At 66.4% G+C, this 21,082-nt stretch carries 18 protein-coding genes; 13 read left to right on the plus strand and 5 right to left on the minus strand.

Annotated features, from left to right (window positions below):
* From ACZ5BM_RS10985 to ACZ5BM_RS11000, 4 genes are all read right to left on the minus strand, one after another.
* On the minus strand, positions 1 to 804 hold the full coding sequence (locus ACZ5BM_RS10985; protein WP_498907977.1) for an inositol monophosphatase family protein: 804 nt from the start codon (positions 802 to 804) through the stop codon (positions 1 to 3).
* 84 nt (positions 805 to 888) lie between these two features.
* Positions 889 to 1,425, minus strand: coding sequence for an MmcB family DNA repair protein (locus tag ACZ5BM_RS10990; protein WP_498907979.1), 537 nt, complete (start codon positions 1,423 to 1,425; stop codon positions 889 to 891).
* A gap of 57 nt (positions 1,426 to 1,482) precedes the next feature.
* Complete coding sequence (locus ACZ5BM_RS10995; protein WP_498907980.1) at positions 1,483 to 2,247, minus strand: TonB family protein; 765 nt, start codon at positions 2,245 to 2,247, stop codon at positions 1,483 to 1,485.
* A 68-nt stretch (positions 2,248 to 2,315) separates the two neighbouring features.
* Positions 2,316 to 3,113: a Rossmann-fold NAD(P)-binding domain-containing protein gene (locus ACZ5BM_RS11000; RefSeq protein ID WP_498907981.1), complete on the minus strand. Its 798-nt coding sequence runs from the start codon at positions 3,111 to 3,113 to the stop codon at positions 2,316 to 2,318.
* Between the two features lie 148 nt (positions 3,114 to 3,261).
* Between ACZ5BM_RS11000 and ACZ5BM_RS11005 the strand changes: the two genes are divergently transcribed.
* The 11 genes from ACZ5BM_RS11005 (at position 3,262) to ACZ5BM_RS11055 (ending at position 18,586) form a co-directional block, all read left to right on the plus strand.
* Positions 3,262 to 6,054, plus strand: coding sequence for a penicillin-binding protein 1A (locus ACZ5BM_RS11005; RefSeq protein ID WP_498907983.1), 2,793 nt, complete (start codon positions 3,262 to 3,264; stop codon positions 6,052 to 6,054).
* 41 nt (positions 6,055 to 6,095) lie between these two features.
* Positions 6,096 to 7,227 (plus strand): peptide chain release factor 2 gene (prfB, locus tag ACZ5BM_RS11010; protein WP_498907984.1). Its coding sequence is split into 2 segments (ribosomal slippage): positions 6,096 to 6,164 and positions 6,166 to 7,227, totalling 1,131 coding nucleotides; the frame shifts between segments, so codons are not numbered across the junction.
* 42 nt (positions 7,228 to 7,269) lie between these two features.
* Positions 7,270 to 9,087, plus strand: coding sequence for a glycosyltransferase family protein (locus ACZ5BM_RS11015; RefSeq protein ID WP_498907985.1), 1,818 nt, complete (start codon positions 7,270 to 7,272; stop codon positions 9,085 to 9,087).
* A gap of 346 nt (positions 9,088 to 9,433) precedes the next feature.
* Positions 9,434 to 10,084 carry an energy transducer TonB gene (locus ACZ5BM_RS11020; protein WP_498907987.1) on the plus strand — a complete coding sequence of 217 codons (651 nt, stop codon included), beginning with the start codon at positions 9,434 to 9,436 and terminating at the stop codon, positions 10,082 to 10,084.
* Positions 10,085 to 10,176: 92 nt separating this feature from the next.
* Positions 10,177 to 11,253 (plus strand): MotA/TolQ/ExbB proton channel family protein, encoded by a 1,077-nt coding sequence (locus ACZ5BM_RS11025; RefSeq protein WP_498911595.1) that lies wholly within the window; start codon positions 10,177 to 10,179, stop codon positions 11,251 to 11,253.
* 3 nt (positions 11,254 to 11,256) lie between these two features.
* Positions 11,257 to 11,688, plus strand: a complete 432-nt coding sequence (locus ACZ5BM_RS11030) for an ExbD/TolR family protein (protein WP_498907988.1) — start codon at positions 11,257 to 11,259, stop codon at positions 11,686 to 11,688.
* A 118-nt stretch (positions 11,689 to 11,806) separates the two neighbouring features.
* A complete protein-coding gene (locus tag ACZ5BM_RS11035) occupies positions 11,807 to 12,244 on the plus strand; it encodes an ExbD/TolR family protein (protein WP_498907990.1) in 438 nt (145 codons plus the stop codon).
* A 3-nt stretch (positions 12,245 to 12,247) separates the two neighbouring features.
* The gene (locus tag ACZ5BM_RS11040) at positions 12,248 to 13,462 is read left to right on the plus strand and encodes a hypothetical protein (protein ID WP_498907992.1); all 1,215 of its coding nucleotides are present in this window, start codon (positions 12,248 to 12,250) and stop codon (positions 13,460 to 13,462) included.
* A gap of 88 nt (positions 13,463 to 13,550) precedes the next feature.
* Positions 13,551 to 14,285, plus strand: a complete 735-nt coding sequence (locus tag ACZ5BM_RS11045; RefSeq protein WP_498907994.1) for a response regulator transcription factor — start codon at positions 13,551 to 13,553, stop codon at positions 14,283 to 14,285.
* An 8-nt stretch (positions 14,286 to 14,293) separates the two neighbouring features.
* On the plus strand, positions 14,294 to 15,625 hold the full coding sequence (locus ACZ5BM_RS11050; RefSeq protein WP_498907995.1) for a two-component system sensor histidine kinase family protein: 1,332 nt from the start codon (positions 14,294 to 14,296) through the stop codon (positions 15,623 to 15,625).
* A gap of 156 nt (positions 15,626 to 15,781) precedes the next feature.
* Positions 15,782 to 18,586 (plus strand): TonB-dependent receptor, encoded by a 2,805-nt coding sequence (locus ACZ5BM_RS11055; protein ID WP_498907997.1) that lies wholly within the window; start codon positions 15,782 to 15,784, stop codon positions 18,584 to 18,586.
* A 97-nt stretch (positions 18,587 to 18,683) separates the two neighbouring features.
* On the opposite strand, the gene ACZ5BM_RS11060 is transcribed toward ACZ5BM_RS11055, so the two are convergent.
* Positions 18,684 to 19,676, minus strand: coding sequence for a YncE family protein (locus tag ACZ5BM_RS11060; protein WP_498907999.1), 993 nt, complete (start codon positions 19,674 to 19,676; stop codon positions 18,684 to 18,686).
* Between the two features lie 231 nt (positions 19,677 to 19,907).
* Between ACZ5BM_RS11060 and ACZ5BM_RS11065 the strand changes: the two genes are divergently transcribed.
* On the plus strand, positions 19,908 to 20,471 hold the full coding sequence (locus tag ACZ5BM_RS11065; protein WP_498908001.1) for a NifU family protein: 564 nt from the start codon (positions 19,908 to 19,910) through the stop codon (positions 20,469 to 20,471).
* 31 nt (positions 20,472 to 20,502) lie between these two features.
* Positions 20,503 to 21,081, plus strand: a complete 579-nt coding sequence (locus ACZ5BM_RS11070; RefSeq protein ID WP_498908003.1) for a nitroreductase family protein — start codon at positions 20,503 to 20,505, stop codon at positions 21,079 to 21,081.
* The last annotated feature ends 1 nt before the right edge of the window (position 21,082 follow it).

The following is a 21,082-nucleotide window of genomic DNA, read 5'->3' on the forward strand; positions in this document are numbered from 1 at the left end:
TCAGCCCAGCGCCAACCCCGACGCCGCGGACAGCGCCTCGGCCACACCCGGCGCCGCCGCCAGGATCGGGATCGCGCCATGCAGTCCGCCATCGCGCAGGAACGGCGACACGCGCGCGCCGGTCTCGCGCAAGAGCACCAGCGCCGCCGCGACGTCCCACAGATTGATCGAGATCTCGACATAGCCGTCCTGCCGGCCGCAGGCGACGTCGGCCAAGGCCAGCGCACCGCAGCCGCCGCAGCGCGGTGCCACGCCCAGCGCCATGATCCGGTCCGACATGGACAGGTAATCCGGCTGCGCCACGCGCGAGCCCCAGCCGATCTCCACCATCGCCCGCGCCGGATCGGTGGTGTCGGCAGCGCGGATCGGCGCGCCGTTCAGCGTGGCGCCGCCACCGCGCACGGCCAGGAAGGTCTCGCCCAGAACCGGCGCCACCAGCATGCCCGCCACCGGCTCGTTTCCGTCGAGAAGACCCAGCGACACGCACCAGCGCGGCCGGCCGCGCGCATAGTTCGAGGTGCCGTCGATCGGGTCCACCACCCAGCGCATCCGGCCCTGGCGCGCTTCGCCGCCTTCCTCGCCCTGGAACCCGTCTTCCGGGAACGCTTCGCCGATCCGAGCGGCCAGGAAGGCCTCCACCGCGCCATCGGCTTCCGTCAGCCAGTCCTGCGCGCCTTTCTGGGTCGCGGCAGGCGATCCCGCGGGCGGACGCATGCGCATGGCGAGGGCCGCCGCCTCCTGCATGATCGGCTGCATGACCCGAACGCGTTCGAGCAAGGCGGGGGAGGGGGCGAGCGTGTTCATGCGCGCATCACTCGCATGACGGCGGAGCCGATTCCAGCGCCGGAACCGTGAACGGCATGACCGTTTCGGGACGGTCGCGGAGCGCTACTCCACCCGCAGCGCCGCGCGCAGCGATTGGGTGATCGCCGGATCTTCCAGCATCGCCAGCCGCGCCGCCGCCAGGGTGGCGAAACGCTGCATCATCGCCCGGCGCGTTGCCGGTGCCAGTCTGTGCGTCGCCGCCTCGCGTTCCAGCGACGCGGCTTCCACCACCCCGCCCGGACGGCAATGCGGTCCGACGCACGCCACCATCACGCCCACATCCTCCGGCAGAAGCTCCAGCGGGAACTTGTCATCGACGGCGAAGATCAGCGCATCCGAACAGTCCCGGTAGTCCGGCCACTTGGTGTCGGTCAGGAAATCGCGCGGCCCGGATTTCACCTCGATGCACACGAAGCCTCCATCCGGGCGCAGCGCCATGATGTCGGCGCGCCGACTGTTGGGCAGAGGCATCTCGTGCAGCACCACCCAACCCAGCATCAAACAAAGCTGCGCCGCTGCACGGCGGATCGCCAACTGGTTTTCCGGCAGGCCGAGCGGCGGCAGCTCGGGCGTCAGCGGGGCAGGCGGCAGCATATCCATCAGATGTTCATGCCCTGTTCTGGGCTGGAACGGCAAGCGGGATCGATGCCGTCTGGCTTACTGGCTGAAATCACCGGTTTGCGGCGGCACAACACCGCTGATGGCCATCTCGATCTGGAACTGGGCAGTGTCAGCTTGTTCTGGGGTCTCGCTCCTCGCTCTGTCGATGACACAGCGTTTCTGCGGCCCTGATGCCGGATGGCATGTCATGATCGCCTCGCTCACGATATCCCCGCTCAAAGGCGTCAACGGCTCAGCCACCGGAAGCGGCACAATCTCCATCTGAACGGTCATCGTGCGATCGGGATCGGCCATCGGCCGTCCGTCCCTGATGATCGGTGTCACCGTCATCCGCTCCAGCATGCTCTGGAGTCCCCGCCCCAACGCCGATTTGGCGATGTCGGCCGGCAAGCGGCAATCGTGCACCTTACCTGAAGCCTGCACGCCACAGACGACGTTCGTTTTGATCGTTTGCGGGGGCAAGGTGTAGTTGATCGTGAACGTATGGTGCTTCTGCTCCACGGCCACGCCATCGCGCATCGCGGGCGAATAACGGGCGTGCCGGGTGAAATCGAGGGCGGCTGCAGCAAAATCTGGTGCGCTTGCGCCGGTCACCTTGCAATCCTGCGTGGTGCCTGCGGCGGTGATGGCGCAGTCCAGCTTGGCCCAGCCTGCCCGCCCTTCCAGCATGGCCTTGGCGGGATACGCCGGAGCTCCGTTCGGGAGAGCCCGTGCTTTCTGTTCAGGTGCCGTCGCGGTGCAGCCGCTCAGAAACGCGGCGAGCAACAAGCTGAACCCATGAACAATCGAACGTGCTCGCACGCATGGACCTCATCGCTTTCGCAACGAAGTGTAATCGAGCCGCCTCTCCTGTCCACTCGGCCCGTTTGTCAGCCGTTATCCTCGAACCCTGGAAACAGCGTCATCCCGCCATCCACGTAGAGCGTGGCGCCGGTGATGTAGTCCGCCATGTCGGAGCACAGGAACACGGCGGCATTGGCGATGTCCCGCGCCTCGCCGATCCGCTTGTAGGGGATCAATTCCAGCAGCTTCTTCCCGGCCTCGCCCTCGGTCGCTTCCCGGTTGATGGCGGTGGCGATGGCCCCCGGCGAGATCGCGTTTACGCGGATGTGCTTCGGCGCCATCTCCTGCGCCAGGGTCTTCATCAGCATCGAAACGCCGCCCTTGGTGGCGGCATAGTTCACATGCCCGGCCCAGGGGATCACGTCATGCACCGAGCTCATGTGCAGGATCTTGCCGCGCGCCCGTGACAGGCCGCGATCGCCCTGCGCCTCGAACTGCCGGATCGCCGCGCGGGCGCACAGGAACTGCCCGGTCAGGTTCACTCCCATCACCGTGTTCCAAGCCTCCAGCGTCATCTCCGCCGTCGGCGCGTCCTTCTGCAGACCGGAATTGGCCACGACGATGTCCACCCCGCCCCAGCGCGACACGGTCTCGGCGAACAACCGTTCCACGTCGTCTTCCCGGCTCACATTGGCCTGGATGGCGAAGGCGCGGCCGCCGCCAGCCTCGATCTCGGCAGCGAGTTTCTCCGCAGGCTCGGCCTGGGAGTTGTAGTTGATCGCCACCGCGGCGCCGGATTGCGCCAGAGCGCGTGCGACGTCCATGCCGATGCCGGAACTGGCGCCGGTCACGATCGCCACCTGATTGTCGATGCGGCAGTCCATGAAACCCTCCGGTTCTGTTCGGCCCAACCGGCCCAGGAACCAACGTCGCGCTTCCGGCCCGGTTCGGCCCGCAGGCTTTCCCCGTTGTCACGTGCGCCGCGTCGGGTGGGGGGCGACGAGCGGGCGGACGGATGATAGGAAGAGCCGCATGAGCGGCCCTTTCGATCGTCCGGAACGACCTAGCCTGCGCGCGGGGCGGCCCCTGGCGTCGGATCAAACCAGCCGTGCGCCCGGCGGCAACGGCGCACCGCCTCCGCCGCGCGGCCCGTTCCGGCCGCGCTTCCGTCCCCGTTTCCGCATGGTCCGCACGCTGGCCGGCGGCACGCTCGCCGTCGTGGCGCTGGTGGGCGGGGTCGGCGCCCTCGTCGTCTGGCACAAATACGAGCAGATCACCGCCGACCTGCCGACCGTGGGCGTTCTGCGCAACTACCAGCCGCCGGTGATGAGCCGGATCTATGCCAGCGATGGCAGCGTGATCGCCGAACTCGCCGCCGAACGGCGCGTGTTCGTGCCCTATTCCGCGATTCCGGACCGGGTGAAGGCCGCTTTCATCTCCACCGAGGACCGTAACTTCTACACCCATGGCGGTGTCGATCCGCTGGCGATCCTGCGCGCCGCCGTGTTCGATCTGGAAACGCTGCACAAGCGTCGGCCGATCGGCGCGTCCACCATCACCCAGCAGGTGGCCCGGGTGATGCTGCTCGGCTCCAACGCCCGCACCTTCGACCGCAAGGCGAAGGAAGCGGTGCTGGCGATGCGCATCGAGCAGACGCTGTCCAAGGAGCGCATCCTCGAGATCTATCTGAACGAGATCTATCTCGGCGCCGGCGCCTATGGCGTGACGGCGGCGGCGCAGACCTATTTCAACAAGCCGCTCGACCAGCTCGACGATGCCGAGGCCGCGTTCCTGGGTGCGCTGCCGAAATCGCCGACCAACTACAATCCCTACCGCTTCCCCGAAGCCGCCAGGGCGCGTCGCGACCTCGTTCTCGACAACATGGTGGAGACCCACGCCATCACCGCGGAAGCCGCCGCCGCCGCCAAGGCCGAGCCGCTGGTGCCGAAGAACTTCGTGCGCCCGGGGCCGGCGCCGGACACGGAATGGTTCTCCGAGGAGGTGCGGCGCGAACTGGTCGAACGCTACGGCCAGAACCAGACCATGCAGGGCGGCCTGGTGGTGCAGACCTCGCTGGACCCCAAGCTGCAGGACGAGGCGACGCGCGATCTGCGCGACGGGCTGATGCATTACGATCGCCTGCATGGCGGCTGGCGCGGCCCGGTGGCGCACCTGGACGGGATCGGTCCGGTGCGTGCCGCGAAGAAACACGGCAAGACCGTCGAGCCGGAGCCGGAAGGTACGCCCGTCTGGCAAGCGGCTTTGCGGAAGGTGAACAAGCCGGCCGGCATGCTGCCCGACTGGCGTCTGGCGGTGCTTCTGTCCTCCGGCGGCCAGATCGGCTGGATCGAGAATGACGGTAGCGGCCCGGTCGCCCATACGGGATCGCTGCGCGGCGAGGATCTGAGCTGGATGCGCGCCTACAAGGGCGTGCATGCCGGCGATGTGGTGATGGTCGAGCCGGACGCCGCCAAGCCGAACGCTCCGGTGCCGCTGCGCCAGATCCCGCTGGTGGAAGGCGCGCTGGTCAGCCTCGACCCCAATACGGGCCGCGTCCTGGCCCTGGCCGGCGGCTGGAGCTTCGAAAGCTCGCAGTTCAATCGCGCCACGCAGGCGCTGCGCCAGCCCGGCTCCTCCTTCAAGCCGATCGTGTATCTGGCCGGCATGATGGACGGCATCTCGCCGTCGCAGCAATTCGATGACGCGCCGTATTCCAACGGCAACTGGCATCCCAACAACTACGAGATGACCTTCGGCGGTCCGACCTCTCTGCACGACGCGCTGAAGAAGTCGCTCAACCTCGTGACCATCCGTCTTGCCGCCTATATCGGCATGGACGCCGTGGCCAAGCTCGCGATCGCCCTGCACGAGGTGGACTCGATGCCCAAGGTGCTGCCGGCCTCTCTGGGGGCGGTGGAAACCACCGTGCTGCGCGAAGCCGGCGCCTATGCCTCCATCGCATCCGGCGGCAAGGAAGTGCTGCCGTCGCTGATCGACGACGTCCAGGACCGTGATGGGCACGTGATCTGGCGTCCGGCCGGCTTGGCCGTGGCGCGGAGCGACGACCCGTCGAAGCCGCCGCAGCTGGTCGACACCCGAAGCCAGATCGCCGATCCGGCATCCGCCTTCCAGGTGGTGGAGATGATGCGCGGCGTGGTCGGCCCGGGAGGCACGGGTCGCAAGGCCGGAGCGGGCATCGATCAGCCGATCGCCGGCAAGACCGGCACCAGCCAAGATTTCCACGATGGCTGGTTCGCAGGCTTTGCGCCCAACATGCTGACCGTGGTGTGGGTCGGCTTCGACACCCCGCAAACGCTGGGTCCGAAGCAGGACGGCGATACCGTCGCGGGTCCGATCTGGAACAGCTACATGAAGGCTGCCCTGGCCACGCGCGAAAAGCTCGACTTTCGGGTGCCGGACGGTGTTTCCGTGGTGCGGGTCGGCGACGATACCGACGCCTATAAGCCGGGTCAGGTGCCGGGCGTCAGCGTTTCCCTCCATCCCAGCGCTGCCAGCCAGAGCCAGGAACTCAGCGCCGCCGATACGGGCGCGGAGAACCTTCCGGATGCCGAATCCGACATGGGTGGCGGCATGACCGAGACGCCGACCCCGCTGGCGCCGGACGCATCGCAGACCGAGGTGGACGGATCCGGTCTGGCCTCCCCGGCCGATCCGACCCAGCTTGGCGCTACGCTGCCTGGTCAGGTGGGTCTGCCCGGCACCGTGATCGGCGCCCCGCCGGGAACGCTGGCCAACGGCGCACCGCGTCCGCAGAAGCCCGCCGCTCCCGCGGGGGGTGACATCGGCATGGGCGGCTTGTATTGAGCCGCCCCTGATTTCCTCCAAACTCCAGCGCGATCGAGACCATGTCCGCCGAGACCGAAGCCCTCAACGAACAGATCAAGCAGTCGGTGTCGCTGCTGAGGAGGCATCTTTGACTGGGATGTCGCCGAAGGCCGCCTCGCGGAACTGAACAACAGGGTCGAAGACCCCGATCTCTGGAACGACGCCACCGCCGCGCAGGCGCTGATGCGCGAGCGTACCACGCTGGCCAATCAGGTGGAGGGCGTGCTGCGCCTCGAAGCCGAGGTGCGCGACGCGATGGAACTGGCCGAGATGGCCGAGGCCGAAGGCGATGCTGCCATGGTGGCGGACGCCGTGGCTTCGCTGCGCATGCTCGCCGACGAAGCGAAGCGACGCGAGATCGAGAGCCTGCTCTCGGGCGAAGCCGACGCCAATGACTGCTTCCTGGAAGTGAATGCCGGCGCAGGCGGTACCGAGGCCCAGGACTGGGCCGAGATGCTGCTGCGCATGTATTCGCGCTGGAGCGAGCAGCACGGCTACAAGATCACTCTGATGGAAAGCTCCGAGGGCGAGCAGGCCGGCATCAAATCAGCCACCCTCCAGGTCACGGGCCCCAACGCCTATGGCTGGCTCAAGACCGAGGCCGGCGTGCATCGTCTGGTGCGCATCAGCCCGTTCGACAGCGCCGCACGACGCCAGACCTCGTTCGCATCGGTCTGGGTCTATCCTGTGGTCGACGACAGCATCGAGATCGAGATCAATGATGCCGACCTGAAGGTGGACACGTTCCGCGCTTCTGGTGCCGGCGGTCAGCACGTCAACAAGACCGAATCCGCGATCCGCATCACCCACGTCCCGTCCGGGATCATCGTCGCCTGCCAGACCGACCGCTCCCAGCACCGCAACCGCGCCACGGCCATGGGCATGTTGAAGGCGCGCCTCTACGAGGCCGAACTGCAGAAGCGCGAGGAAGCCGCCGCACTGACCGAAGCCGGCAAGACCGATATCGGCTGGGGTCACCAGATCCGGTCCTACGTTCTGGCGCCCTATCAGATGGTAAAGGATCTGCGCACGGGCGTGGAAAAAGGCAATCCGGACGCGGTGCTGGATGGCGGGCTGGACGACTTCATGGCCGCCTCCCTGGCACTGCGCGTCAGCGCCACCCGCTCCGAAGCAAGCGCCAGCGCGCAGTAGGGCTTCGTTCCGACCGATCGCGGGACCGCTCAGGTTGACGGGTTGGAGATCGCGCTACATTCATCGGCGATGAAGCAGTCATTCATCGCCGAACCCGTCACCTTGCTTGATCGCACTCGGGTGGCAACGGCCCGATGGATCGAGCGACACAAGACTCTCTGTCTGCTGGCGATGCTGCTGCTCTTGCTGTTCGTTCTGTTCGGCAACGCGCAGGCTATGACCGGCGACGAGCCGCGCTACCTTCTCTACGCGATGAGCTTCATCCGTCACGGCAGTTTCGTCATGCCATTGTCGGAATGGAATCGCATATCCATGCGCGCCGCGCACTATGCATTCGCCAGTCTGCCCGCAGGCGGCGGCGGCGTGGTGGTGATGAACGGCGTCTATCTGCCGGTTCTCCTTTCCCCGCTTGCCGGTCTGTTTTCGCTGGCGGGACTCCGTGCGGCCACGCTCCTGGCGGGAGTGGTCGGACTCTGGTTTCTTCTTCGACTCCTGCAGCGCGTGGCGGGTTCCACCGCAGCCATCCTTGCGTTGTTCGTCACGGCGTTCTCTCTGCCGCTGCTACCCTATCTCCATCTTTTCTACATGGAGACGTTCCTGTTCGCCCTGGTCTGTTGCTGCTGGGAGCGACTGCAACGGATGGACCGAGGCTTCTGGGGCGATCTTCTGACCGGCGGATTACTGGTGTTCGTTCCGTTCGTGCACATGCGCGGCTCGGTGGTCGCCGCTGCACTGTTTCTGATGCTGCTCATGCAACTCGTGCAGCGTCGGCGCTGGGGCCGCATCGGGCTTCTGGTTCTTCTGGCTGGCGCGGTGGGTCTCACCTTTATCGTGCTCAACCTCCGTATATACGGGGCGATCACGGGGCCGGTGAACACGGCGCGGCCTCCCTCACCGGCCGAATGGTTTGCAGTGATCTCCATGCAACTGTTCAATGTCAGACATGGGCTCTTCGCCTATGCGCCCGTATGGATCGCCGGCTATGCTGGCCTGCTCTGGGCCCTGCTGCCGGCTCGTTCGATTGGTTCGGCCCACACGATCCTGCGTCAGGCATCGCTGCTCGCGACCGTGGCGGCGGTGACGGGCGTCGGCGTCAATCCGGGCGAATGCTGGCCGGCGCGCTTCTGGGTGCTCTCGGTGCCGATGTTGGCCGTCGGGTTCGCCTATGTGTTGCATCGCATACGCGGCGTCCTACCCGTTTCCTGCTTGGCTGTCCTGCTTGCTGTCACTGCGGCCAACACAGCGGTTTTCGTATCCTATCCCAACAAGTTCATCGAGGATCGACAGACCAGCGCAACATACGACGGATTTTTCGAGCGGTATGGCCATCTCGATCCCAGCCTTATTCTGCCGGTCGAGACCGGAACGCCAGCCAATGCGGCGGCAGCGACCAGACTGACGCTGGTGGCAGCCAGCCTGACGGTCCTGCTCGCGTTATCGCTGCGCTGGCGTTGGGCCGGCTTGCCGGCATTGCTCCTTCTGGCCGGAACCATGGACACGGCTCGGGCACGCCGCATCTCGCCGGCAGCCTATATCGTCGAAGCCACACCTTCGCAGCTCGTCGTGACGCTACGAACCCCGCTTCAACAGCCGGTCGTCCAGTTCGGGCACGACTATGAAACCTGGTTCACGCCGGAAAGCCCGGAGATGTTCGACGTCCGCTCGGTGGACGGCGGGTCTGGATCTGTCTCCACACAGCCGGCGAACCAGATCGTGACGGTGAAATGCACCGCGGACGCTGTGAGAAACATCACCATCGAAGGCATGGGCGTTAGTCTCGAGGCCGAATCGAACGCTCGGTTCTGGCTCGTCCAGCCGCGTTCATTCTTGCGCCGGCTCTGGCTGTCGAACGGCTGCTGAGCGCTGGCGTCTAAATTTAACAAACAGATTTCAGCCCATTAATTAGGCAGATCTATCGCTACGGTGGTGAGCGCTTTCCGTTTCGCCGCACGGACGAAGGGTTAAGCGGTGGTCGGAAGTGCCGCCCTATTTGTAGGCAATGACCAACGATCTGCCCCTAGTGCGGCAATCTACGAATGGCTGGACAACGTTCTTGACATGACCCCGGTCTGCCCCGTTCTTTGTGAAACAGGGACGGCACGCGCGTGCTCCGAACCGCTTTCGCGGCGGGAGCGCGAACGGGCCGGAACGCTGCATGTGACCCGTTTGTGACCCGTCCCAAGGCGGGATGCGAGGAGTTTGCTGAATGGACTACGCGCAACAGCAACGAAGCCCGATGCGCCACATCGTCGGTATCGGCATCGTCGTGCTGCTGCACGTGGTGCTGATCTATGCGCTGCTGAACGGTCTCGGTCGCGCCGTCGTGGACGTGATCAAGCCGCCCATCACCACCAAGATCGTCAAGGAGGTGCCGCCGCCTCCGCCGCCGCCTCCGCCGCCGCCGCCGCCGCAGATGATGACGCCGCCGCCGCCGTACATCCCGCCGCCGGACATCCAGATCCAGCAGCCGCCGCCGCCGCATGCGATCCAGACCGTGACGCACACCCCGCCGCCGGTGCAGAACCCGGCGCCGTTCCGCAACGCTCCGCCGGCCCCTCCGGGACCGCCGGACCACTCGGCCGGCGTGCGTCCGCTGAACAACGTGCAGCCCGAGTTTCCCCCTGAGATGGAAGAAGCACAGCGTTCGGGCGTTGTTGTGATGTCGTGCACCATCAACGTGGACGGCTCCACCAGCGACTGCCGCGTGGTCAGCGTCACCGGCGGTCAGGCGTTTGCCCGCTCCGCGCTGGATTTCGTGCGCAAGGCCCGTTACGCGCCCGCCATCCATAATGGCGTGCCGGTGGCCCAGCCGAACCACACCTGGAGCATCAACTACACCCTGCCCGACTCGGAGTGAGCCGACAGGCTCGTTCGGATCGCCACGACTCTTCCCGCACACGTGCCGGCACGGACCGCAAGCGGCACCGGCCGCCACATGAGGAACCCATGATGAGCAGACTGCATCGCCTCCCCGTTCTCGCAGGACCGGCCCTCGCCATGGCGCTGGGCGTGGCAGCGCCCGCGTTCGCCCAGAGCGCTCCGGCGAGCGCCCCTGCCACGGCCGCCGCTCCGGCGCCCGCCGCGACCCCGGCCCCCGATGCGGCCGCTCCCGCCGCTGCCCCGGCCACCGCTGCGCCGGCCACCGCTGCGCCGGCCGCTGCTGCTCCGGCCGATGCCGGCGCCACCCCTGCCGCTCCGGCTGCCGGCACCCCGGCCCCCGACGCCAGCGCGACCCCGTCCACCGCTGCGGCGCCTGCCGCCGATGCGACCCCGCCTGCCGCCGCGCCCGCGACCACCGAGGTGGCCAACCCGTACGGTCTGAACGCTCTCTGGAAGGGCGGTGATTTCATCTCCCGCGGCGTTCTGATCATTCTGGTGATCATGTCGCTCGGCACCTGGTACATCATGATCACCAAGTATTTCGAGCAGGCCCGCCTGTTCGGCGCGTCCAAGGCCGCGACCCGCGATTTCTGGACCAAGCCGACCGTGTCGGAAGGCGCCCAGGCGCTGAAGACCTCCTCGCCGTTCCGCTACATCGCCGACACCGGCATCGCGGCCACCGAGCACCACGAAGGCACGCTCACCGAGAGCATCGCGCTGCACGAGTGGGTCACCATGTCGATCCAGCGTGCGGTGGAAACCATCCAGTCGCGTCTCCAGGGCGGCCTGGCCTTCCTCGCCACCGTCGGTTCGACCGCTCCGTTCGTCGGTCTGTTCGGCACCGTCTGGGGCATCTACCACGCCCTGACCGCCATCGGCATCGCCGGCCAGGCCTCGATCGACAAGGTCGCGGGCCCGGTGGGTGAAGCGCTGATCATGACCGCCATCGGCCTCGCCACCGCCGTTCCGGCCGTGCTCGGCTACAACTGGCTGGTCCGTCGCAACAAGGGCGCCATCGAGCGCGTCCGCAACTTCTCCTCCGACCTGCACTCCGTGCTGCTCGGCGGTGTGCGCGTCGGTGCCCAGACGGGCGGTGCGGTTGCCGCTCCGATGGCCACCACCGCCGGCGTGACCCGGGTCGCCTGATCCATGGCGATGAATGTCGGCTCGTCGGACGGGGACGAGGACGAGGTCGTCTCGGCCATCAACACCACGCCGCTGGTCGACGTGATGCTGGTGCTGCTGATCATCTTCCTGATCACCATTCCGGTGGTGACGCATACGGTGAAAGTGAACCTGCCCAAGGACGTGAACCAGGAGGCCCAGACCAAGCCGGACAACGTGACCATCGCGGTCAACGAAGCCGGAACGATCTTCTGGGACACCACGCCGCTGACCGGCACCAAGGATCTGCTCCATCGTCTGGAGCAGGTCGCGGTGAAGAAGCCGCAGCCTGAGGTGCAGATCCGCGGCGACGCGATGTCGCGCTACGAGAGCGTCGGCAAGGTGGTGTTCGCCTGCCAGCAGGCCGGCATCTCCAAGGTCGGCTTCATCACCGAACCGCCGCCGCGCGGCGGCTAGTTCGGAACGGGTTTCGGAGCGGGCCCCTGGTCCGCTCCTGATCCTCCGTCCCTATAGATCCAATCACCCAGTTCAATCGCCGCGGCGTGCCCGCCTCGGCGAAGCAGGAATTCCCGCCATGGCAATGAATGTCGGATCAGGCTCCGAAGGTGGCGATCCGGAAGTGATGGTCGACGTCAACACCACGCCGCTGATCGACGTGATGTTGGTGCTGCTGATCATGCTGATCATCACCATTCCCATCCAGACCAACGCCGTGAAGCTCGACCTGCCGCAGGGCAACCCGCCCCCGCCGCCGGTGCCGCCGCAGGTCGTTACCATCGACGTCGATTTCGACGGCGCGATCTCCTGGAACGGCGAGCCGATCCCCGACGAATCGTCGCTGCTGTCGCACTTCGCCACAGCCGCCGCCATGCCGGATCAGCCGGAAATCCACCTGCGTCCCAACAAGCTGGCGAACTACAAGTATGTCGCGCACGTCCTTGCAGACGCACAGCGTCTCGGCATGACCAAGCTGGGCATCGTCGGCAACGAACAGTTCATGGGGCAGAACTAACACATGACCGTCCGCCTTTCGCACGCCGCTCTTCTTCTTCTCGCCTCCGCCGTGGTCGCGGGGCCGGCCTTCGCCGACCCGCTGCGGCCTGAAGTCGGCAAACCGCTGCAGAGGGCGCAGGCCGAACTGCGCAAGCACGACTACGCCGCCGCCATGCGTGACGTGAACATCGCCGACGATGTGAAGAACAAGACGGCCGACGAGAGCTACGTGATCGCGCAGATGCGCGCCGCGGTGGCGCAGTCTTCCGGAAACGTGGCCGATGCCTTCAAGGCGGACGACGCGCTGATCGGCTCCTCGCGCACCAGCGCTGCGGAGAAGACGCGCCTGCTGATGGCCGAAGCCAGCATGGCCTACAACGCGAAGGATTATCCCCGCGCGGTCACGGCGATCGAGCGCTACTTCAAGGCCGGCGGCACCGATGCCTCCATGCACACCATCCTGATCCAGTCCTACTACCTGCAGAAGGACTATCCGAACGCGGCCAAGGCGCAGCAGCGCCAGATCGCGATGGAGGAGAAGGCCGGACAGAAGCCGACCGAAAACCAGCTCCAGCTCCTGGCCTCGACCCAGCAGCAGGCCAAGGACATGGACGGCTTCAACGCCACCATGGTCAAGCTGGTGCAGGATTATCCGAAGCCGGATTACTGGGCGAACCTGATCCACGGGCTCCGCACCAACCCGAACGTGTCCGATCGCCTGACCTACGATATCGACCGTATCCGCCTGGCGGTGGGCCTGCTCACCTCCACGGCCGATTTCATGGACATGGCCGAGCTCGCCACCCAGCAGGGCCTGCCCATGCAGGGCCAGAAAGTCATGGCGGCCGGCTATGCGTCCGGCGCGCTGGGCAAGGACGCCGGTGCCGCCCGCGAGGCGCGCCTCAAGGCGCTGATCGACCGTACGGCAGCCGAGACCAAGGCCAATCTCGGCAAGAGCGAAGCGGCGGCCCTGGCGTCCCAGACCGGCGGCGAGCTGCTGACGGTCGGCTACAACTACGTCGACGCCGGACAGGCCGCGAAGGGCATCGACCTGATGAAGCAGGGTATCGCCAAGGGCGGCCTCGCCTCCAAGGACGACGCCACGCTGCACCTTGGCCTGGCCGAGATGGATGCCGGCATGAAGGCCGACGCCATCCGCACGCTGAAGACGGTGGGCGGCAACGACGGCGCCGCCGAACTGGCCCAGCTCTGGATCCTTCAGATCAACAAGCACTGACGAGACACATGGCGGAAGCGACGGACATGCGCTTCCGCCATGATTTGAAAAGTGTCAGACGATCTCAGATCGGCCACACTGCGCAACCATGTCTGCTGCCATGTCCACAGAACTGAATCCCCCCGCCCGCGTCCTCGTCGTCGAAGACGATCCTGGGATGCGCATGCTCATCCTGCGCGTGCTGCAGGCGAACGGCTTCGCCGTACGCGGCGCGCGTGATGGCGGCGAGATGTGGCAGGCGATCGAGAGCACGCCGTTCGATCTGGTGATCCTCGACGTGATGCTCCCGGGCGCCAACGGCCTGGATCTCTGCCGCACGTTGCGCACGCGCAGCCAGGTGCCGGTGATCATGGTCAGCGCACGCGGCGAGGAACTCGATCGCGTGTCCGGCCTCGAAACCGGCGCCGACGACTACGTCGCCAAGCCGTTCGGCCAGAAGGAGCTTCTGGCCCGCGTACGCGCCGTGCTGCGCCGTGGCACCAACGCCAACACCCCCAGCACCACACGGCGAGAGGTGCTTACCTTCGACGGATGGACCCTCGATCTGCGTCGCCGCGAACTTACCGATCCGGGTGGCGCCGCCGTCGAGTTGTCCGGCGCGGAGCATGATCTGCTCACCTCGTTCCTGGAAAACCCCCAGCGCGTCATCGGCCGCGACCGGCTGCTGGAATTGTCCCGGACGCGACTCGGCGACGTGTCCGATCGCAGCGTCGACGTTCTGGTGAGCCGCTTGCGTCGCAAGCTCGGCAGCGATTCCGAATCGTTGATCCGCACCGTGCGCGGTCTCGGCTACGTGTTCACCGCCGCCGTCGAGCGGGACTGAGCCCCGCTTTGCGCGGGCTGCTGGGCCGGGCGCGAACGCTCTGGCCGGGCGGGCTGGTCAGCCGGGTCATCCTGGTGCTGCTGGCCGCCGTGGTGCTGGAGTTCATCGGCAGCACGATGTTCTACGAACAGGCGGAGAATTATTCCGCCGAGGATCTGCGCCTGACCCGCACGGCCGGGCAGCTTTCCGCCGATATGCGCCTGCTGGACGCGACGGTGCCCGATCAGCGCGCCAGGATCGCAGGGCTGCTTTCGGATGGCGATCTGGTGCTGGCCTGGGATCCGTCGACCGCGCCGCAGAACGAGCCGCCGCGGCTGCACAGCCTGCACCGCGCTCTGGCCGCGCATCTGGGCCCGAACGTCCGTTTCCACCTGTCCGGCGCCGCTCCCAGCACGGGCACGGTGGGCGAGGGGGGGCTCACCGGGTCGATCGCGCTTCAGGATGGGTCGCTTTTGCGCTTCAAGGCGCCGTCCCTGCTGCTGCCGCATCCGTTCACGCGCGGACTGCGCTCCGCCGCCGTGCTGGCGGGATGCGTTCTGCTCGCCGCCGTGATGCTGGTGCGGACCATGAGCATGCCGTTGCGCGCTCTGGCCAAGGTCGCCGATGCGATCGGGCGAGGCCCGGCGGTCAAGATCCCCGAACATGGCCCAGGCGAAGTGCGTCGCCTGTCGCGGGCGATGATCGCCATGCAGGACCGCATCCATCGTCTGATCAGCGATCGCACCGAGGCGCTCGCCGCCGTGTCGCACGATCTGCGCACGCCGCTCGGCCGGCTCCGTCTGCGCGCCGGCTTTCTCGACGATGCTGAGGTGCAGCACGCCATCGAGGAGGATCTCGACGAGATGGAGGCCATGGTCGGCTCCGTCCTGTCCTATCTCGCCGGCGAGGCCGATTCCGAGGCAAAGCGCACGGTCGATCTCGCCGCGATGCTGGCCACGCTGGTGGATGATGCGACCGATGCCGGGCGCAACGCGCTTTATTACGGGCCCGACCACTTGCCAGTGCGGATCCGGCCGCTGGCGATGAAGCGCGTATTCGCCAATCTGGTGTCCAATGCGCTGGATTATGCCGGCAACGTGCGGGTGTTGCTGTCGCGCGACGGCGACCGTGTCCGGGTCCGGTTCGAGGATGACGGGCCAGGCATCCCCGCCGCCGAACTGGAACGGGTCATGACCCCGTTCTACCGGGTCGAATCTTCCCGATCCCGCGCAACGGGCGGCCTCGGACTCGGATTGGCGATCGTCCTACGCGAAGTCGGTCGGGAGCAGGGCAGCGTGACGTTACAGAACCGTCATCCGCACGGTCTTTCCGTCGAGGTTCTGCTCGAGAATGCCTGCTGATTAGGCAGATATGTAACGGTCTGTATCAGAGTTGTGATGCTGCCGACACAGGTCAGCCATTCCGTTTTCGATCCTATACATAGAACGACACAAAACTGCCGTCCTTCGTCATGATCCCGCGCAACGGCCGAACGGTCGTGCCAGGAGACGAAACCCTTGCAATTCCTTCCCCGCTTGCCTCTTCGCACCCTTCTGACGGGTGCCACGGCAATGGCGCTGACCATGCCGCTCGCCTACGCACAGGTTCCCGCCGACACGGTGCCCAAATCGGTTCCCGCCAAGGCCGGCAACAAGGGAACGCCGGGCGCCACCGGCAACACCGCAGGCGGCGCGACAGCCGCGTCTGGCGCCGGCGTCCCGGAATCCATCACCGTCCGTGCCCAGCGCCAGCTTATGCGCGAAAAGAACTCGCCCTCCGCCGTCACCGAACTCGGCGCACAGCAGATCGCGCAGACCGGCGTGCAGGGATCGGTCGCCACGCTGCTGCGCTCGGCCCCGTCGGTCTATGTTTACCAGCAGGGCATCGGCAACAACGAACCGGTCATGACCATTCGCGGCGTGCGCGGCACCGAGGTCGCGTCGACGCTCGATGGCGTGCCGATGCAGGATCTGCTGAGCGGCGGCTCGGGCGCTTATCTCCAGGGGATCCTGGGCGGGCCGTTCAACCTCGACCAGATCAGCGGCGTGTCGATCTATCCGGGCGTCGCCTACCCCGACAAGAGCACTTTCGGCACCATCGGCGGCACGGTCGCCTATACGAGCCTGCGCCCCGACAACAAGTTCGGCGGCGACCTGTTCGGCTCGGTCGGTTCGTTCGGCACCTATAACGAGGGTTTCGATCTCAATTCCGGGCGCATGGATGGCTGGCTCGGCAAGGGCGTCGATGCGCCCAAGATGATGCTGAAATACTCCAACCTGCAGACCAGCGGCTTCATCGACTACACGCCGGCGCGCTACAACTCGATGGAGTTCGCCTTCGACAAGCCGTACGGCCAGGGCCTGTCCCTGTTCCAGGCGACCGCGCTGTACAACACCGGCAGCGGCCTCACCACGCCGGAACCGGTGCCGCTACCCTACCTCCAGCAGAACGGCCGCTTTAGCAACTATGCGCCGGCCGACCAGTTCTCCAGGCAGTACAACGACTATTTCTCGCTGATCCTGAAGAACGACACCTACATCAACGACTACGTGACGGCCGGCCTGACCGGGTTCTACCGTTACTCCGACACCTACACCTCGAATTACGGCAACCCCGAGATCTTCGGCATCAACGGCGGTCCCGGCTCAGTGGCGGTGGGCGGCGCCAACCCGTTCAACCAGACCCCGGCCGGCTTCGGCGAGCAGGGCAGCTACGGCTTCGGCAACACCTTCTACGACCCCGTCGCCTATCCCTATAATCCGGACCAGACGGCGGGCTGCCCCGCCGACGTCACCGCGCGCTGGGCGGCGGCCCAGCAGACCAGCCCGTGCGGCTACAATTCCCAGTATATCGTCCAGCACACCGATACGTATGGATTGCAGCCGCGCCTGACCATCACCCCGCCGCGCATCTGGGGGATCGACAACACCATCAAGGTCGGCGGCCTGATCGCCAAGGAAACGGAACCGTCCAATCTGCAATATCTCGGAACGGACTCGGAGTTTCCGCATACGCGGGACAGGCTCGTCGCCCCCTCGGCCGGCTACGGTTTCGACGGCGGAATGCAACGGACGATCTACCAGCTCTACGCGCAGGACAAGATCGATCTGCTGGACAACACGCTGCATCTGACGCCGGGCGTCACCCTGCAGACCTCGGATTCCTCCCTGCTCGGCAGCCAGGTGCTGAACGGTACCCCCACCGACGCCGTGCTGGCATCGGACTACTGCCAGAACTACGGCAGTCTGAACGGCGGATCGAGCTGCCAGTACGGCGCCTACAAGAAGCACAAATGGGATCGCGAGTGGTTGCCGTTCATGAACGTCGACTACGATCTCGACAAAATCTTCCCGCGCCTGAAAGGCGTGTCGCTCTACGCGTCCTACGGCACCTCGTCCCTGTTCGCGCCGGTCAGCGACTACGGCCCGAACTCGATCCCGGGCGCGGGACCGCCGAACGCGTCGATCGTGCGCATGTATGAAGGCGGCATCAAATACAACCGGCGCAACCTGACGCTGTCGCTGGACTATTTCTACCAGCACATCACGCGCGATTTCGGTTTCTTCCAGTACCAGTCCGGTCCGTATACCGGCCAGGAGATCTACACCAACGCCGGTCAGCGCGAGATGAAGGGCTTCGAGGCCGCCGGCATCTGGCAGGTCACGCCGCGCTGGCAGCTGTTCGGCAACGTGTCCTACACGCTGGCCAAGTATCTCGCGACCTCGCTGGCGAACGTCACCGTGCAGGGCGACCAGTTCGGCCTCGCCGTGCGCGGCGCGCCCATCACCGGCATCCCGGACTGGGTCTCGACCTTCGGCGTCGACTACGACCATCACGATCTGGCGCTTCGCGGCGACGACCTCAACGTACGGTTCGAAGGCCAGTATACCGGCAAGCAGCACGTCACCTACGACGTGAACGGCTTCGCCAATCTCGGCGCCATCCCCGGCCTCGCGGCGCCGTTCGGCTCCTACGACTACTATAATTTCACCGCAGGCCAGACGACCTACGACAAGAACGGCGGCATCTCGCCCTTCGCCGTGTTCAATCTCGACCTGAACTACAAGCTGCCGGTGCAGAATGTCGGCCCGCTCAAGACGATCGATTTCGACCTGAACGTGCTCAACATCTTCGACACGAAATACTTCCAGTATTTCTACAGCCAGATCTCGCCGGCCTCGTGCGGCAAGTTCTCTTCCAGCGACAAGCGCCCCGGCTTCGCCAACCAGTCGGTCAGCAATTACGGCTGCTCGCCCAGCTTCGCCGACGGACTGCCCGGTCAGCCGGCGTCGATCACCTTCAGCGTGCGCGCGCATTTCTGACGCGGAACGCCCGCTCCCCGGTCCGGGAGCGGGCGCCGAATGGCGATCGCAGACAAACCGGGCGGCCCTTCGCGGGCCGCCCGGTTCTCGTTTCGGATCAGCGCGCGCTGATCCGCTGCGGACGCGCCACCGTATTCAGCCAGATCCCGTGCGGAGAACGGCCAGTCGGGATATAGTCGACCGACCCGGTCGCAGGATCCAGGATCGCCACCTTCTGCCGCCAGCGCAACGTCGCCCAGAGCTTGCCGTCCGGCGCGATCACGATGTCGTCCGGGCCGCCCGCGAGGTGGTAGGTGTTCTTGATCTGGAGCGTGTCCCAGTCGAGCTGCTCGATGTTGCCGGAAATGCGGCAGGTCACGTAGAGCAGCTTGCGGCTCGGCGACACGAACAGATTGTGCGGGCCGGGCGCCATCGGCAGCTTGCGCACGATATGCCCGTCGGTCGGATCGAGCACGGCCACGAATTTCTCGCCCATGTCGCCGATTAGCAGCTGGCCGTTGTGCCACAACACGCCGGCCGGCGTGCTGCCGACCTTCGCGTTCCACAACACTTTGCCGGTGGCGGTGTCGATCGCCATCACCCGGCCGGTATCCTGCAGGCTGACATAGACCGCAGACGAATCGGGCGCGTAGTTCGCATGGCTCGGCATGGACTTCGCCGGAATGCGGAACTTCAGCTGCAGGGTCGCGGCGTCGTAGATGTCGACCTGATCGCGCGCCAGACCGGCGGTGGTCAGGAACTTGCCGTTCGGGCTGTAGAACAGCTGATACGGATCGCTCATCGTCACATGGCGCTGCACCTCGCCCGTGTCGGGGTCGAGAAAGAACGCCGCGTTGCCCGCGGTGTCGCCCACCACCAGGGACTGCCCGTCCGGCGTCAGAGCCATGTGGTGCGGTTCGCGCAGCACCGGGATGCGGCGGATCTCCTGGTGGGTATTGATGTCGAACTCGCTGATGGATGCGTCGGCCGAATTCAGCACGAACGCGATCGGACGCGCGTCGGCGGCGAACGGCGTCGCGGCCAGCAACAGGGCGGCGAGCCCGGCGATCCGGCGCTTCGCCATCGGAGGACGGGAAAGGGTTTTGTTCATCCGACGCACCAGCCTGCTCCGATAAGTCGCCGGGCCGGCACGATTTCCGGCCGCCCAGCCGGGGCATGGATGGCCAGACCGGGCGCCCCGCTGTCAACGGGAAACTGCGTCCCGGCGCGCAACCGAGACTTGCCTCCACCCCCGCACTTGCCACATGTGGTCCCCAACCAGGCCGGTTCCGCTTCCCTTCCGACGGGATGCCGGCGGCCGATGCACTGAGGACCTGCCGCCATGTTCATCGAAACCGAGGACACCCCGAACCCCGCTACCCTGAAATTCCTTCCGGGACGCGACGTGGTGCCCGGCGGCACCGCCGATTTCACCTCGGTCGAGACCGCCACGCGCTCGCCGCTCGCCTCCGCTCTGTTCGCGCAGGACGGCGTGGCCCGCGTCTTCCTCGGCAGCGACTTCATCGCCGTCACCAAATCCGACGACGTGGCCTGGAGCACGCTCAAGCCGGCGGTCCTGTCCGTGATCGTCGATCAGTTCGTGTCCGGCCGTCCGGTGCTCGAAGGCGCCGCCGACGAGTCCGAGCCGGATGAGGACGTTCTTCCCGCCGATCGCGAGATCGTCGACCAGATCAAGGAACTGCTCGACACCCGCGTCCGTCCGGCCGTGGCCAGCGACGGCGGCGACATCGTGTTCCGCGGCTATCGCGACGGCGTGGTGCGCCTGCACATGCAGGGCGCCTGCTCCGGCTGCCCGTCCTCCCGCGCCACGCTGAAGCACGGCGTCGAGAACATGCTGCGACACTACGTGCCGGAAGTGCAGTCGGTGGAACAGGTCGAAGGCTGACACACGGCACGCCGACCGGATACGACGCGCCATGGACGAGGCCGCCCTCGATACGCTGTTCCGCAACGCCCGCACCCCCGGGCGCTGGACGGAAACGCCTGTGGACCAGACCGTGCTGCAGCAGCTCTACGAGCTGGTGAAGCTGGGGCCGACCTCCGGCAACTGCCAGCCGGCCCGGTTCGTGTTCCTGCACAGCCGGGACAGCCGGGAGCGGCTGCGTCCGGCTCTGTCCGCCGGCAATGTCGAGACGGCCCTGTCCGCCCCGGTCCTGGCGATCGTGGCGCAGGACCCGTTCTTCTTCGACAACATGCCGCGCCTGCACCCGGACGAGGAAGCGCGCTCCTGGTTCGCCGCCGATCACGGTTTTGCCGAGGAAACCGCGTTCCGCAACGCTTCCATCCAGGGCGGCTACATGATCCTCGCCGCCCGCGCCCTGGGGCTCGATGCCTGGCCGATGTCCGGCTTCGACAATCACAAGGTGGACGAGATCATCCTGGCCGGATGCGGCTGGCGCTCGAACTTCCTGCTCGGCCTCGGCTATGCGGACGGTGCACCGGATCGTCCCCGCGCGCCGCGCCTCGGCTTCGACGAAGCCTGCATGCTGCTGTGAT

This window comes from Lichenicola sp. GTC18331 (assembly GCF_055386855.1).

What these genes read in the sequence shown, in the direction of transcription:
- ACZ5BM_RS10985 (WP_498907977.1), bottom strand. Translation starts at nt 804, where the DNA reads ATGAACACGCTCGCCCCCTCCCCCGCCTTGCTCGAACGCGTTCGGGTC.
- ACZ5BM_RS10990 (WP_498907979.1), bottom strand. Translation starts at nt 1,425, where the DNA reads ATGGATATGCTGCCGCCTGCCCCGCTGACGCCCGAGCTGCCGCCGCTC.
- ACZ5BM_RS11000 (WP_498907981.1), bottom strand. Translation starts at nt 3,113, where the DNA reads ATGGACTGCCGCATCGACAATCAGGTGGCGATCGTGACCGGCGCCAGT.
- ACZ5BM_RS11005 (WP_498907983.1), top strand. Translation starts at nt 3,262, where the DNA reads ATGAGCGGCCCTTTCGATCGTCCGGAACGACCTAGCCTGCGCGCGGGG.
- ACZ5BM_RS11020 (WP_498907987.1), top strand. Translation starts at nt 9,434, where the DNA reads ATGGACTACGCGCAACAGCAACGAAGCCCGATGCGCCACATCGTCGGT.
- ACZ5BM_RS11025 (WP_498911595.1), top strand. Translation starts at nt 10,177, where the DNA reads ATGAGCAGACTGCATCGCCTCCCCGTTCTCGCAGGACCGGCCCTCGCC.
- ACZ5BM_RS11030 (WP_498907988.1), top strand. Translation starts at nt 11,257, where the DNA reads ATGGCGATGAATGTCGGCTCGTCGGACGGGGACGAGGACGAGGTCGTC.
- ACZ5BM_RS11035 (WP_498907990.1), top strand. Translation starts at nt 11,807, where the DNA reads ATGGCAATGAATGTCGGATCAGGCTCCGAAGGTGGCGATCCGGAAGTG.
- ACZ5BM_RS11040 (WP_498907992.1), top strand. Translation starts at nt 12,248, where the DNA reads ATGACCGTCCGCCTTTCGCACGCCGCTCTTCTTCTTCTCGCCTCCGCC.
- ACZ5BM_RS11045 (WP_498907994.1), top strand. Translation starts at nt 13,551, where the DNA reads ATGTCTGCTGCCATGTCCACAGAACTGAATCCCCCCGCCCGCGTCCTC.
- ACZ5BM_RS11060 (WP_498907999.1), bottom strand. Translation starts at nt 19,676, where the DNA reads ATGAACAAAACCCTTTCCCGTCCTCCGATGGCGAAGCGCCGGATCGCC.
- ACZ5BM_RS11065 (WP_498908001.1), top strand. Translation starts at nt 19,908, where the DNA reads ATGTTCATCGAAACCGAGGACACCCCGAACCCCGCTACCCTGAAATTC.
- ACZ5BM_RS11070 (WP_498908003.1), top strand. Translation starts at nt 20,503, where the DNA reads ATGGACGAGGCCGCCCTCGATACGCTGTTCCGCAACGCCCGCACCCCC.